The sequence below is a fragment of the Novosphingobium sp. ZW T3_23 genome (genome assembly GCF_044987305.1).
In the GTDB taxonomy this organism is placed as follows: Bacteria; Pseudomonadota; Alphaproteobacteria; order Sphingomonadales; family Sphingomonadaceae; genus Novosphingobium.
This window is the reverse complement of the sequence record NZ_JBJDRF010000012.1, coordinates 19089-33567: the sequence shown is the minus strand read 5'-3', so window position 1 is coordinate 33567 and position 14479 is coordinate 19089. Positions and strand designations below refer to the sequence as shown.

11 protein-coding genes are annotated in these 14479 nt (G+C 62.3%); 9 read left to right on the top strand and 2 right to left on the bottom strand.

Features of this window, described 5'->3' with window-relative positions; all coding sequences use genetic code 11:
• Position 1 precedes the first annotated feature (1 nt).
• Positions 2-436 (bottom strand): hypothetical protein, encoded by a 435-nt coding sequence (locus ACI3K3_RS09055; RefSeq protein ID WP_404913261.1) that lies wholly within the window; start codon positions 434-436, stop codon positions 2-4.
• 418 nt (positions 437-854) lie between these two features.
• On the opposite strand from ACI3K3_RS09055, the gene nhaA reads away from it, so the two are divergent.
• A complete protein-coding gene (nhaA, locus tag ACI3K3_RS09050) occupies positions 855-2237 on the top strand; it encodes a Na+/H+ antiporter NhaA (protein WP_404913260.1) in 1383 nt (460 codons plus the stop codon).
• 342 nt (positions 2238-2579) lie between these two features.
• Here nhaA and ACI3K3_RS09045 read toward each other — a convergent pair whose 3' ends face one another.
• On the bottom strand, positions 2580-3542 hold the full coding sequence (locus ACI3K3_RS09045) for a bile acid:sodium symporter family protein (protein ID WP_404913259.1): 963 nt from the start codon (positions 3540-3542) through the stop codon (positions 2580-2582).
• A 703-nt stretch (positions 3543-4245) separates the two neighbouring features.
• Between ACI3K3_RS09045 and ACI3K3_RS09040 the strand changes: the two genes are divergently transcribed.
• The 8 genes from ACI3K3_RS09040 to ACI3K3_RS09005 all read left to right on the top strand — a co-directional run bounded on the left by ACI3K3_RS09040 (position 4246) and on the right by ACI3K3_RS09005 (position 14474).
• On the top strand, positions 4246-6657 hold the full coding sequence (locus ACI3K3_RS09040) for a TonB-dependent receptor (protein WP_404913258.1): 2412 nt from the start codon (positions 4246-4248) through the stop codon (positions 6655-6657).
• A 218-nt stretch (positions 6658-6875) separates the two neighbouring features.
• Positions 6876-8177 (top strand): CynX/NimT family MFS transporter, encoded by a 1302-nt coding sequence (locus ACI3K3_RS09035; protein ID WP_404913257.1) that lies wholly within the window; start codon positions 6876-6878, stop codon positions 8175-8177.
• Between the two features lie 143 nt (positions 8178-8320).
• Positions 8321-9523 (top strand): SRPBCC family protein, encoded by a 1203-nt coding sequence (locus tag ACI3K3_RS09030; protein ID WP_404913256.1) that lies wholly within the window; start codon positions 8321-8323, stop codon positions 9521-9523.
• Positions 9524-9743: 220 nt separating this feature from the next.
• Positions 9744-10229, top strand: coding sequence for a VOC family protein (locus ACI3K3_RS09025; protein WP_404913255.1), 486 nt, complete (start codon positions 9744-9746; stop codon positions 10227-10229).
• 134 nt (positions 10230-10363) lie between these two features.
• A complete protein-coding gene (ygiD, locus tag ACI3K3_RS09020) occupies positions 10364-11146 on the top strand; it encodes a 4,5-DOPA dioxygenase extradiol (protein WP_404913254.1) in 783 nt (260 codons plus the stop codon).
• Positions 11147-11187: 41 nt separating this feature from the next.
• Positions 11188-12300 (top strand): acetamidase/formamidase family protein, encoded by a 1113-nt coding sequence (locus ACI3K3_RS09015; RefSeq protein ID WP_404913253.1) that lies wholly within the window; start codon positions 11188-11190, stop codon positions 12298-12300.
• A 73-nt stretch (positions 12301-12373) separates the two neighbouring features.
• Positions 12374-13186, top strand: a complete 813-nt coding sequence (locus ACI3K3_RS09010; RefSeq protein WP_404913252.1) for a TauD/TfdA dioxygenase family protein — start codon at positions 12374-12376, stop codon at positions 13184-13186.
• Between the two features lie 16 nt (positions 13187-13202).
• Positions 13203-14474: a serine hydrolase domain-containing protein gene (locus ACI3K3_RS09005; RefSeq protein WP_404913251.1), complete on the top strand. Its 1272-nt coding sequence runs from the start codon at positions 13203-13205 to the stop codon at positions 14472-14474.
• Positions 14475-14479: the final 5 nt, after the last annotated feature.

Genomic DNA, 14479 nt, shown 5'->3' with positions numbered 1-14479 from the left:
CTTAAAACACTGCGCCCTTGGGTTCGGCTTCGAGACTAAAGTCCATATCCACGGCCGGCGCCTGGTTCAGGACCAGCCGGAGCTGGCGCTCCCGATACGCGGGGGTGCGATTATCGACGATCACCGTGTGCGTCTGCGTCGGTGAGAGCGGTACACGAACGCCGCCAACATCCACCCAGGCATCCACCAGCCCGGCAGGATGGTTGAGCGTGATCTTGTAGCCGGCGAGGCTGTTGCACAGTTCGCGCATCATGCCGAGATCGTTGGCACCGGTTTGGATGGCATGCGCGGGCGGCGCGGAGATGCTCACCTGACAGACTGTGGGTACGCGGCCGGTCACGGCAATCGAAGCGCCGTCGTAAGCGGTGGCGGAAGCTGCGGGAAAAAGCAGCAAAGCTGCTGCCAACGCGCAACGTTTCATTCCAGACGTGAGCATGTTACCCTCCTGCTGAAATCGACAATCGCGTGCCGAACTGAAATCGACGTAAAGCGCTTTAGTTAACAAGTTCCTAGGCTCGCGAAGGCTGCGTCTGGGTGCGATCCCAGTCGTCCGATCTCCCAAGTTTTGCCGACACTCTGCTTCGAACCGAAATGGTGGAAAGCTTCCCTGCGTTCATATAAATGCGCGACCTTGCCAGGCGTTGCGGCGCGCTGAAGGCGCGGGGCGACACTGCACGGCGCCTCCCGGATGCATCCTTTCCAAGCCACGGGCAAATATTCCGCTTTCGGAAATCAGCATCGCGGGTCGAGGCGCATATGTTCTGGGTTAAGTGGCTGCAACGTAAGCGCCGCCGTAACCGTTTCATAAGGGTGACGATACATCACAAACTGATATCTTATGAAGAGCTAAAGTCGTGGGCCTAAATCCACGCGTATCAGGCCGGGTTGCGGCGCGAGCTCAGCACTCGCCGGCTGCTGGCATAGTCCAGAGATTCTCGCCGTTCTTCGCATTGGGGGAGATTTCTGGAGGGCCCTTGCTAGTGGCCTCGTTGATCGCGCTGGTTGCGGTGAATTCTCCTTGGGGTGGGGCATTTGAAGCGATATGGGACGGTGTTCTCCGGTTCAGTTATGCCGATCTCGAGATCGGCATGTCGTTGGCCGAATGGATCAATGACGGATTGATGCCGTTGTTCTTCCTGATCATCGGCACAGAGGTTAAGCGCGAATTCGTCAAGGGTTCGCTCTCTTCCTTGAAGACAGTAGTTTTGCCGCTAGCAGGAGCAATTGGCGGACTGGTTATTCCGATCGCGTGCTTCCTCGCCATCAATTTCGGTCAGTCTACAAGCCACGGCTGGGGGATTGTCGCGGCGATGGATACAGCCTTCAGTCTCGCGATCGTAGGAGTTTTCGGCACCCGGCTGCCGGTAACCGTTCGCGGTATTCTGCTCGGCTTCGCAGCGATCGACGATGTATTCGGCCTGCTTGTTATTGCCTTCGCCTACACGCCCACATTCCATCCCTGGTATCTTGGTGTTGCTGCTGGAGCCTTTGCAGCCATTCTCGGCCTTCAACGGCTGCGCTGGGTGAGTTCACCTCCTTACGTTGTCCTTGGAATCCTCGTCTGGATCGGCGTCCTGGGTTCCGGCGTTCATCCAACTATCGCCGGTGTGGCCGTAGGTCTGCTGCTACCAACCACATCGCGGCTCTCCGAACGTCGCTTCGTCGAGCGGGTGCAGCGACCAATCGATAAGGTGAAAGAGGCAGCGATCGCCGCCAGTGAGGCGGGCGACGCTAGCGAGGCGGACGCACATCGCCTGCAAGCTCAGCGGGGTCTCGGATATATCCACGAAATGGCTGCAGCCACTGACGAAGCGGCGTCGCGCTTGATTCGCGTTCTGACCCCTTGGGTGTCTTATGCAGTGCTGCCCCTTTTTGCGTTGTCCAACATCCGCGTTCGGTTTGCTACAGAGTTGCTTGCCGATGCCTGGCAGGCGCCGCTGGCGGCGGGCATTATCGTGGGCTTGGCGATCGGCAAGCCCGCCGGCTTCCTGTTCTTCACATGGCTTGCAGTCCGATTGCGGTTTGCCGTGCTACCGGAGGGCATGACATGGACGGCCATGGCGGGAATCGGCGGGGTCGCGGGGATAGGTTTCACCCTCTCGTTCTTCATCGCCGAACTCGCTTTCTCCAATCAGGTTCAGTCCGAAGTTGCGGGTCTCGCCGTCTTCAGCGCATCGCTGCTCGCCGCCTTCGCGGGATTTGGATTGTTCAGCCTGGCGGCCCGCAAGGAGGTTTAGGCACATGAGGCATCCCAGCAGCAAGCTCAGCGACAGCGCCGCGTTGATCGAGAGGAGGTCCGCTTCCGCCACCCCGGCTGTCTCGTTAGTGCTCGCAACAGGCAGACTTGGTCGACAGCAAAGCGTCCACATTTGAGCCGACTTTGGGCCGATAGGGGAAAGTCCGGTTCGGCGCGCAAGCCAAGAATAGTTGCCATTTACCCATCATGGCTCACAACAGATTGCGCCGTTTTAGCAGTTGGCGAGACCGTCACCTTAATGCGAGAAGCGCTGATCGGCACATATGAGCCCCTGGTCAGAGATGTCGCCCGCAACTGAAGCTCCAGATTGAGTCACGAATGATCAGAGCTCTCGCGTGGCGATCTTTCGAGCAAGAACCGCACAGACCATCAGCTGAATCTGATGAAAAAACATCAGCGGCAGGATGATAGCGCCGACTTGCGCCGCCGGAAACAGCACTCCTGCCAGCGGGACGCCGGTCGCCAGGCTTTTCTTCGAACCACAGAACAGAACGACGATCCTGTCCTCCACGCTGAAGCCGAACATCCGGCTCATCAGGCTGCCGATCGTCATGATTGCCGCTAGCAAGGTCAGTGAAAGCGCCACAACCAAGCCCATCTCGCCGAGCGTGACCTTGCGCCAGATACCTTCAAGAACGGCTGCTCCGAATGCCGAATACACGACCAGCAGGATCGAGGCTCGATCGGTGTAGCCTAGCACCTGCTTATGTCGCTGCACGAAACTGCCAATCCACGGGCGGAGCAGGTGACCGGTCAGAAAGGGCAACAGGAGTTGCAATGTTATCGTGACGATTGCATCCGTCGAGAAACCTTGCGCATTGCCGGTAATGAACATCGCCGTAAGCAATGGCGTGATAAAGATGCCTGCAAGGTTCGAGAACGAGGCGCTGCATACCGCGGCCGCCACATTGCCCCGCGCGATCGCCGTGAAGGCGATGGAGGACTGGACAGTGGAAGGCAGCATCGTCAGGAACAGCAAGCCATTCCGCAAAGAGGGCTCGACCCCGGGGATCGCCCAGACGCCAAGGCCAAGCACGGGAAAGATCACGAAGGTGAGGCAGGCGACTGTCAGGTGCAGCTTCCAGGCGCGCACCCCGTCCAGGACCGCCGCACGCGAGAGCTTGGCACCATGCAAGAAGAACAACAGCGCGATGGCGGCACCTGCCACGCCGCCCACGATTTCGGTCGCCGCGCCCTGCGGCGGGACAAGCGAGGCCAGCCCTACAGTCGATAGGAGCAGCAGCAGATAGGGGTCAACGTTCAGGCGATGGAAGAGAGGGAGCATGGACGTTCCTGACAGCAGGGAGAGGAAGATGCGGTTTCCTGACGCGCTCGGGTCACGCTCAGTTCTGACTTCGCGAAGACATGAGGCCCTTGCGATCCGAGGTGTCGCGATCGGAGGCGTTGCGACAAGAGCCTGCGCCAACTACCGAGGCTTCAGGGTGCACTAGTAGCGATGGAATTTCCTTCCGCCGAAGCAGACCTGAACCAGCGCCATCGTCTCGCGCGCTCTGCCGGTCGTCGCATCCGGATGGCCCATGTACAGGTGCCGACCTTGCCCAGCTGATCGCCATCCCAGTATGCCGCGATCGCGCGCAAAATGTGCAGTAGCAGAAGCTTGGGTCATAGCAGTGCATCTTCCATCGATATGGGCTCACGCCTGACCAGCCTGTGACAGCAGAGAGCCGGCGCGTCTTGTCGCTGGCAACCTGACGACTTTGACCGGGCACGCCATAGCCATGGCTTTCGCGGTGCAACACGACATCCCTTCCCGGTATCGGCACATGCTTCAGCACCGAAATACCCGCGCGGCTGCCTTCAAGCCTTTGCGCCTCGCCATCGCCTGCCGTGGTGATCAACTACTTATTCGCAAGTGCACAAGACCGCACGCTCGCGCTGCGGCCAAGTTCATCGTCAAGCGGCCGATCCAGCAGCAAGCATGAGCCGCAAGCCCGGGAATCGACATACGACCTGTTCGGGGACCTGATATGAGAACCAAATCTACTTTCGCCTACGCCCTGGCATCGGGCATCTCGTTACTTGCATTCACTTCGGCCAATGTTCAGGCGGCGGAAACCGACGTCGCGCCCGCAGCTGTCGCCGATGCTGCTGCCGCCGAGGGCGGCATTACCGACATCGTCGTTACCGCAGAGCGGCGTGACGTCAGCCTGCAACAAGCCCCGCTTTCGGTAAGCGCGGTCACTGCCGACATGCTGAGGGCGGCAAACATCAACGATGTGACGGGCCTAAACGGTACCGTGCCCGGCCTCGTCGTGGCAAAGAGCGGCGGCGGCGAGCGCATCATCACGATCCGCGGGATCGGCTCGGAAACGCCGGAGAACACCAATACTCAGCCAGGCGTATCCTACCACATCGACGGCGTTTACATTTTCAACTCGATCGCCGCGAGCGCGGCGTTCATCGACGTGGCGCAAGTCGAAGTGCTGCGCGGACCGCAGGGTACGCTGTTTGGTCAGGGATCGACCGGCGGCACCATCAACGTCGTCACTATCGAACCGAGCACCGACCGCACGACCGGCAACGTCAACGCTGGCTTCGGCAACTACAACTACATGGAAGGCTCGGGTGCGCTCAACGTACCGATCTGGAATACTCTCGCGATCCGCGGCGCCTTCCAGTACACCAAGCACGACGGCTATGCCCATGCCACCCAAGTGCCCGGCATCAGCAAGTACGATCTCGACGATCAGGACGAAACCGGCTGGCGCCTTGCCGCCAAGTGGCAGCCGGCGTCGAACTTCTCGATCGTGCTGAACACGATACAGTTCACTTCGAACACCAACGGCCCTGCGCAGAAGAATATTCTCGATCCGAACCCCGATCCGCGCGAACTGACGCAGGATTACCCAGGCCGCTCGAAGGTCAAGACGCAGCTCTACACTGGCGTGGTGAAGTGGGAAACGCCATTCGCCACGATCAAGTCGATCACTGGCTACCAGAAGCTTCACTCGGAGCAGGCCTGGGATGCGGACGGCCTCGACACCGCGTTGTTTTACCAGAACTCCTACAATCCGATCAGCTTCACCGGTGTCAGCTACGACCACGTGCCGCTTTGGGCTTCCGACACCAAGAGTTGGAGCCAGGAGCTTAATCTCACCTCGACAGCCGAGGGTCCGTTTCAGTGGGTGCTCGGCGGCGTCTACCTGCATTCGAAGAACAGCCAGTACATCAACGAGTATCGCAGTGACGACGACAACTTCCTCCAGGCCGCCCTTCCGCAGGACACGACCTGGAACGATCCGCTGGTCGCCAACCTGACTTACGCCGAGCTGTCGCAGATCAAACGCGAGCTCTACGCCTTCTTCGCGCAGGGAACCTACAACCTCACTAACCAGCTCAAGCTGACCGCCGGCTTGCGCTACAACCACGACAAGGCCACCGGGATGTATGATTCGATGTCGGGTGGCACGTCCAACCAGACATCGGGCGCCTATCTCCAAGCCTCACCAAGCGGCAGCCGCCGGGCCGATGCCTGGACCGGCAAAGTGGCATTGGACTACCAATTCACGCCGCAGAACATGCTTTATGCAAGCTGGACGCGCGGCTTCAAGCCTGGCGGGATCAACTCGGCAGCTTCATCAGGAAGCAGCGCCTACTACGCACTTGGCTGGACGGATGCCATCCAGCCGACCTACAAGCAGGAGACGGTCGATTCCTTTGAGATCGGCTCCAAGAACCGCTTCCTGGGCGACACCCTGCAGCTGAACGCCTCGGCATTCCTGTACAACTACAAGAACATGCAATTCCTGGAGGAAGACCCCATCCTCTACGGCGAGGGCATCAGCAACGCTCCCAAAGCGCGCGTCTACGGCCTCGAGCTCGAAGGGATCTATGCGCCGACCGAGCACTTGCGGTTCGATGCCTCGATGTCCTGGCTGGAAGGCGAATTCACCTCGCACTACGCCGCCCTCGATCCCTCTGCGGCAGCCTCCGCGCAGAATGCCGCCGGTTTTCCGGATTGGCTGTTCTGGACCAACTACTACGACGCCGCAGTGGCCCGCAACACCGCCCGCGCCGACATCAAGGGCAATCGCATCCCCAAGCTCCCGCGATGGCAAGGCAACATCGCGGCTACCTGGAATGGCGACGTTGGCCCAGGCACGCTCACGGCACGCGCGCAACTGATCTACCGCGGCAAGTACCAGTACCGCCTGTTCAACAACGGCGATGTCGACCTCACGCCCTCGTACACGCAGGTGAACGCGATGCTGAAGTACGAACCGGCCGGCACCAATACCAACGTAACCCTGCGCGTGATCAACCTCTTCGACGAGGACGGCATCAATTCGCGCTTCTCCGATCCCTACGGCAGCGCGCAGGTCATGGACACCTACATTCCGCCGCGCCAGGTGATCCTCTCGGTGGGGTACAAGTTCTAATAGCCCGGCGGGTCGCACCGACGGAATGCGCAGAACGCGCCGGTCTCGTGGCCGGCGCGTTTCTTGTTGCATCGCAAAAAGATGGCGTCTCTCCTCTGCGCGACAGCTTCGATCAACTATCTAGGCGCCGACCATCAAGAGTGTGCAGTCGCAGCATGAGAGCCTGCAGGGCGTATGGAACCGGTGATTCCGCCCGGATCGAGCCCGCAGGAGTTGCAATGCCGCGCAGTGTCATGGTCATGTTCGCCGCCTCGCTGGGCTTCTTCTTCGTCACCGCGACCACGTTCACCTCTCTTGGCTACGTGCTATATTCGATGGTGGGCGACCTCGGCTGGTCCAAGGCCGCCGCCGGCCTCAGCTTCTCGCTGCTGGGCCTGGCCTGCGGTCTAGCGAGTCCGCTGCCCCCGATGCTGATGAAGGTTATCGGCACCCGCATGACGATGTTCGCAGGCTGCCTCGTGCTGGCAGCCGGCTTTTTCATCGCCTCTCAGATCGAGCACCTCTCGCTGTTTTTCGTGGCGACGGCGCTGATGGGCATCGGATTTTCGCTCGTCGCGCCCTCTCCTGCGGTTTATCTCCTGGCCACCTGGTTCCCGCGCGCTTCGTCCCGCATGATCGGGTTCTACTTCATGACCGGCGCGGCAGGCGGCATAGCCGGACCGCTGATCGTAGGCTCGATAGTGGGCTTGACCGGCGATTGGCGCCTGCACTGGATGGTTATGGCGGCCGCCTCGCTCGGACTGGGCGCGATCTGCCTGCTCTGCATCCGCGACGCCGTGAAAGTGGAGAGCATTGAGCAGGTCAAGGGTGCCGGCCACCACCAGGACGGGGCTCCCGCGGCTTCCACCTGGACCGTGCGCCAGGCGCTGCGCACACCGTCCTTCCTGATCCTGGCCGCGATCATGTCAGTCGTGCAGTTGGTCGTCACCACCACGCATTCCACGCTCGTCTCGCATATCGCCAACCTTGGCGCGGGTGCGGCGCCGGGCGCAATCGCGATGAGCCTGCTGGCCTTCGCCGGAACCGGCGCCAAAGGCTTCACCGGCACGCTCAGCGAACGGATCGATCCGCGCCGTATCCTGATTGCAGGCCTTTCCTTGCAGGCGGCGGCCATGGCGCTGCTATGGAGCACGGGCGATGTGCTGGTAGCCACTGCCGCCGCCGCGGTCTTCGGTCTCGGCTGGGGCATGGCCTGGCTTTCGGCGCACATCCTGCTGCTGCGCTATTTCGGGGCAGCTATTGCCGGAGACATGACCGCGATGGCGACGACGGCGACCACCGTCGCCGTGCTCGGCCCGATTGGCGCCGGACGCCTTGCCGACTTGACTGGCAGCTATGCCGAGGCGATGCTGGTCTTTGCAGTGCTGCTGGCGGGCGCCACGTTGGCCGCCATCATCGCCCTGCGCGCGCCGGCCGCACCGCCGCGCGCAATCGGCGAAAGCCATGACGGCCGTCCCGCTCCTGCCGGTATCGTGGCAGCCGAAGCGCTCGAGGAAGGCGAGCTCCAGCCAGCCGAATGAAACCCCGAGCGCGGTTCGCGCAAAGTGCCAAAAGTCCCGGCGTCCAGTGCAAAGAGCCCGCACCGCCCACCCGCTAGTTTGCCCGAATTGACCGAGGGCACCGACAGGGTCCTCTAGGTTCGCATGAGACGGGAAGGGCAGGAATGACCATACTCAACGACCAGTTCTTCGACAGCCTGGCAAGCTCCACGCTCGACACGCTGGAAGCCGAAACGCTTCCCGCCGCCTGCTATTCCGACGAGGAGTTCCACGAATTCGAAAAGGCCGCTCTGTTCGAGCATGAATGGCTCTGCGTCGGGCGCGCGGAATGGCTGGAGGAGCCGGGCGACTTCTTTACCGTCACCCGTGCCGACGAACCCATCATCGTTTCGAAGACGCGCGACGGGTCGATCAAGGCGCTCTCGGCGGTGTGCCAGCACCGGGCCATGCTGGTCGCCGAAGGCCACGGCAACGCGCGCGCCTTCGTCTGCCCCTATCACCACTGGACCTACGACCTCGACGGCACGCTCGTAGGTGCACCGGCCATGAGCCGCACCTGCAACTTCGACAAGAAAAGCGCTGCGCTGCCCGAGATTCGTCATGAAATCTGGCATGGCTTCATCTTCATCAATCTCGATGCCGAGGCCGCCCCACTCGCCCCGCGACTTGCCGGCGTGGAAGATGTCGTCGCCAACTACGCGTTTGAGAACCTGCGCGGCCCGCGTCCCGAAGAGCCCACGATCTTCCCCTGGAACTGGAAGGTCATGCTGGAAAACAACAACGACGGCTATCACGCCAGCCGCCTCCATGCCGGGCCGCTGCACGATTTCATCCCCAGCGGCCTCGCGAGCTTTCCCGAAGTGCCTGCCGACTCTGCCGGATATTATCGACTGAACGGCACGCTCCACAAGAATGCCGCTTTCAATGCCACGCAGAAGGCGGTTTTCCCGGTGTTTCCGAAGTTGACCGAAGAGGAGCAGAATCGCCTGCTGTTCGTGAACCTGCCGCCCAGCCTCTCGCTGGTCGTGCTGAACGACACCGTGCTCTACCTGATCATGGACCCGCGGACTGCCGGCAGCCACGCGCTCACCATAGGCACGCTGATGGTGCCCGAGGCCATGGACGATCCTCTTTACGAGCTGAAGATGAAGATGAACGACACAGCGGTCGAAGAAATCGTCGGCCAGGATTTCCACGTCGACGAACTCGTCCAGCAAGGCCTGCGTTCCCGGTTCGCACCACGCGGCCGCTACTCCTGGCAAGAGGGCGCCCAGCGGTTGCTCAATGTCTGGCTGGTCGATCGCTATCGCGCCGAATGGGATCGCCGCCGCGGCCCTTCCGCACCGATCACGCGCCTTCACGCCTGACATATCAGCTGACCAAGCGGCTGCACCGCCCACCATTCCCGACGGCTGCGGCGTCCGACTTCGGTCGGGCGCCGCCTTTTTTTGTTCGTCGCGGTCGCAGCGCGGCCACGTCGCGGCGGCGCGCTAAATCAAGGATTCGTGCGCCCTGTGCCGCGCATGCAAACTCCGCACCGCTAGGCCTTGGAGCGCAAGATCATCTGGTGCCAAGGGAGCCCTCGCAATGACCAACACGCTCATCTTCGTCGACCTCGCAACCGACGATCCCGCCAAGGCGGGCGAGTTCTACGCCGAAGTCTTCGGTTGGGAAAACGATGCTCGTCCCCACGGGATCTACCATCGCATGGTTCCCGGAGGCTTTTTCCAGCACAAAGACGGCACCGACAGCCAGATCGGCAACCTTCACCTCGGCATTTTCGACGCGAACAATGCCCGCCCTCATCCGCGACCCGAGGGCGTCGAGCCACGAACACTGGCGAACGACGGCCGCAAAGCTCGTATCTGGGTGCTCGTCTCGGACGACGACAGCCACGAACGCATCCTTTCCGCCGCCGAGAAACTGGGCGGACGGGTGCTCTGGCGCGATCATTACTGGGCCGAATTCAATGGCTATAACCACGCATTCGCCGATCCCTGGGGCAACGAGATAATCCTGTGGGGCAAAGCTGGCGAAAATGCCGTGGTCCCGGAAAACTACACCAAGGAATGAAGGAGCTTACGGGCTGCCGCGTCGGCGGCAGCCCTCCACGAAGCTCGCGCCAAGTTCTTGTGCGCTTGTCCGCAAGACCATGCTTCCTCGCTGTCCCTAGCTTCCAGCCTTGAGCACAACGGAGAATTACGCGAATGAGCCGTCTTCCGATCGTCTTCTACGGTCACGGCAGCCCGATGGTGGCGCTGGAAAAAAGCGACGTGACCCGCAGCTGGAATGCGATCGCCGGCCGCATTGGCAAGCCGCGCGCGATCCTGTGCATCTCGGCCCACTGGCAGTCGCGTGGCACCGCCGTGACGGCTATGGCGCAGCCTCGCACGATCCACGACTTCGGCGCTTTCCCGCAGGCGCTGTTCGACGTGCAGTACCCCGCGCTTGGCGACCCGGAACTGGCAGAGCGCGTAAGCGAACTGCTGAGCCCTATGCCGGTTAAGCTGGACGCCAACTGGGGCCTCGACCACGGCACCTGGTCGGTCCTGGTACACGCCTATCCCGAGGCCGACGTGCCGGTGATCCAGCTCGGCATGGATCTGGGCAAAAGCGCATCCGAACACTGGCTGGTCGGCCGAATGCTGCGCCCCCTACGCGACGAAGGCGTGCTGATAATGGGCACCGGCAACATCGTCCACAACTTGCCAGCAATGGACTGGTCCAATCCTCTCGCCACGCCTTACCCTTGGGCTGAGCAATTCAATTCCACGATGTGCAAGGCCATAGCCGAGAACGATCCCTCAGTCGTGATCGACTATGCAGCGCTCGGCGAGGCGGCGCGTCTTTCGGTGCCCAGCGAGGATCATTTCCTGCCGCTGCTCTACGTGCTCGGCGCGCGCCACGAAAACGAGGCCGCCGAGTTCGCGCCCCACTTCATCCAGCACAAGTCGCTCAGCATGACGAGCGTCCTCATCGGCGCGGAATAAACGCGCCAGTTTACGATTTTCCCTGCGTAACAGGAGTTTCGATGGCACTGATCAGCCTTAAGCCCGCGCTCGAGAAGGAAACCGTCCAGCCCAGCGCGCTGCACCACCTCCGGGCGACGCCCGAGACCGTGCATTGGGGCTATTTCTCGCCCGAGATCAAGCCAGCACTGACCGTGAAGAGCGGCGATCTGATCATGGCGCAGGCCGTGACCCACCACGCGGGCGACGATCCGGACCTGATGTTCGACGAGGACATTCGCCGCATCTTCACCGAGATCGATCCGGCCACGCGCGCGCCGGGATGCCATATCATGACGGGGCCGATCTACGTGGAAGGCGCCGAGCCGGGCGACATGCTGGAAGTGCGCTACTTCCAGATGAAGCCACGCTTCAACTACGGCTCCAACCTGGCGGCCAACTGGGGCCATCTCTATGAGGAGTTCGGCCAAACCGAGCGCGTGACGATCTACAAGCTCGATCCCACCGCCAACACTGCCGCCGCGCTCTACGCCTATGATGTGGAGGAAAAGTACGTCGTGCCGGGCCGCATCACCCATTGCCCCGAATGCGATCGCTCGACCGCGCTGCCCGGCATCACCATCCCGGCGCGTCCCCACCTCGGCACCGCCGGCGTGGCGCCCGCCGTCAACGACCCGGTAAGCACCATCCCCCCCGGCCTCCATGGCGGCAATATCGACAACTGGCGCATCGGCGCGGGTGCGACGATGTACTATCCGGTGCAGGTCAAGGGCGGCCTGTTCTCGATCGGCGACCCTCACGTTTCGCAAGGCGACGGCGAGATCAGCGGAACCGCCATCGAAGCCTCGCTGGACGTGCTGTTCCAGATCGTGCTGCGCAAGGATTTCTCCTTCCCCTCGCCGCTGTTGGAGACGCCGGACTGCTGGATCGTCCACGGCTTCGGGGAAAACCTGGACGTCGCGATGAAGTCGGCGTCGATGGACATGCTGCACTTGCTGACCGAGCACCAGGGCCTGTCCCGCAACGATGGCTACTCGTTGATGAGCGTCGCCGCCGATTTTGGCGTGACGCAAGTGGTGGACGGTACACAAGGCATCCACTGCCGGATCGAGCGCCGCATCTTCCCCCACAAGGGCAGCGTGGCAGATCCGGCCGGCAGGAACCTCGAAGGCTGAAAAGAACCTTCGGTGCCGGGCGGATCCGTCCGGCACCCGATACTCAGAAGCGCTACTCTGGAGCCACCGAGAAATGGGCTATGAACTGATCAACGTGCGCCCGATGACCAAGCGAATCGGCGCGGAAATCTTCGGCGTGGACCTCACCCAGCCACTCGGAAATCAGGCCTTCGCGGAAATCCACGATGCGCTGATGAAGCACCAGGTGGTGTTCTTCCGCGACCAGCCCATGGACCACGACGCCCACAAGGCATTGGGCCGCGCCTTCGGACGGCTAGCCATCCATTCCGGCGTCGCGGGCCTGGCCGATCACCCCGAGATCGTGGCCATCCATGCCGACGAGAACTCGAAGTTCGTTGCGGGGGAGAACTGGCACTCCGACCTTTCCGCCGATGCCGAGCCGCCGATGGGTTCGATCCTCACCCTCCATACCCTGCCCGACGACGGCGGCGACACGCTGTTCGCCAGCATGTACGCGGCTTACGACGCGCTTTCGCCGGCCATGAAAGCCTTCCTCGATCCGCTGACCGCCGTTCACGACGCCAATCCCGTCTACAAGGCGATCTTCCCGGATTCGACCAAGACCTATCCGTGCAACGCGCACCCGGTGATCCGCACCCATCCGGTGACAGGGCGCAAGCTGCTCTTCGTGAACTCCTCCTACACAACCAGGATCAACGGGTTGTCCGCCCCCGAGAGCAAGGCCGTGCTCGCTTTCCTCTTCGAACACGTCAAGGACGCCAATTTCCATGTCCGCTTCCGCTGGGAAAAGCACTCGGTCGCGTTCTGGGACAATCGCTGCACGCAGCACTTCGCGGTCTGGGATTACTTCCCCGAGGTTCGCTCCGGCTATCGGGTTACGGTGGCAGGCGACAAACCGTACTGAGAACGGGGTCGTTTCGATGAAGCCATGCCATCTGATTGCTGCCTCGGCACTTGCCCTCACGAGCCCGGCGGCGGCAACCGCGCCTGTGCCGCCCGCCAGCGCGGCGGCACAGGCGCTTCGTTCCGAACTGGAGAGCATGGTGGCGGCAGGGGAATTGGCGCAGGCGCTGGTGCTGGTGGAACAGAACGGCAAGCCGCTGATCCGCATCTCCACCGGATACGCCGATGTCGAAACCCGCAAACCCATCACCGATGACGCGATCTTCCGGCTCTACTCGATGTCGAAGCCGATAACCTCCGTCGGCGTGCTCATGCTTGCAGAGCAGGGCAAGCTTTCGCTTGCCGATCCTGTCGCCAGGTATCTGCCCGAAATGGCGGACCTGCGGGTGTGGGACGGCACCGCCCGCGATCCCGCCGCAACAGTGCCTGCGGAGCGTCCCGTCACTATCGCGGACCTGCTGCTCCACCGCTCGGGACTTACCTACGAGTTCATGGGCGACACTCCGGTCCAGCGCTGGTACCGGGAGCACGGGGTAGCGCGCACAACCGCCGTCGCCAGCACCAAGGCGCAGATCGCACCGGCCGCCACGCTCGGCCAACTGGTAGAACGGCTCGGCAAGGCGCCACTGCTCCATCAACCGGGCGCCCGCTTCAGCTACGGATTTTCGACCACGGTGCTGGGCGCCGTGATCGAGCGCGCCTCCGGGCAGAGCCTCGAGGCCTTCCTCCAGACCCGCATTCTCGATCCGTTGGATATGAAGGACACGACCTTCGTCCTCAGCGATACCCAAGCGCCTCGCCTCGTCACCGGCTACGTCGCCACGGCCAAGGGTCTGAAGGCGGTGGACCGTCCCGAGACTTCCGAGTACCGCGATCCAGGACGCCTGCGCGACGGCGGCGGCGCCTTGGCCGGAACGCTGGAGGACTATCGCCACTTCGCGGAAATGCTCGCCGAGGGCGGCACGTGGCACGGTCGTCGCCTGCTCCGGGCCGAGACGCTCGCGGCGCTCTATACTCCGCATCTGCGCACCGGCGGAGGCGAAGCCCTCGACACGCCGTTCGGCTACGGTCTGGCGATCGGCGATGCCGGCACCGAAGCGCGCGGTGGCCTGCCGGACGGCGCGGGGAGTTGGTCGGGCTCGGCCAACACTTACTTCCTTGCCGATCCGAAGCACCGCGTGGTGGCGATCGTGATGACCAATGAATTGACGCCCGGCCCCTTCGAGGCCCGCACCTGGCGCCTGCGCAAAGCCGTCAATCGCGCCGCTCTGGCGGTCTCCCGTCGCTGATCAGG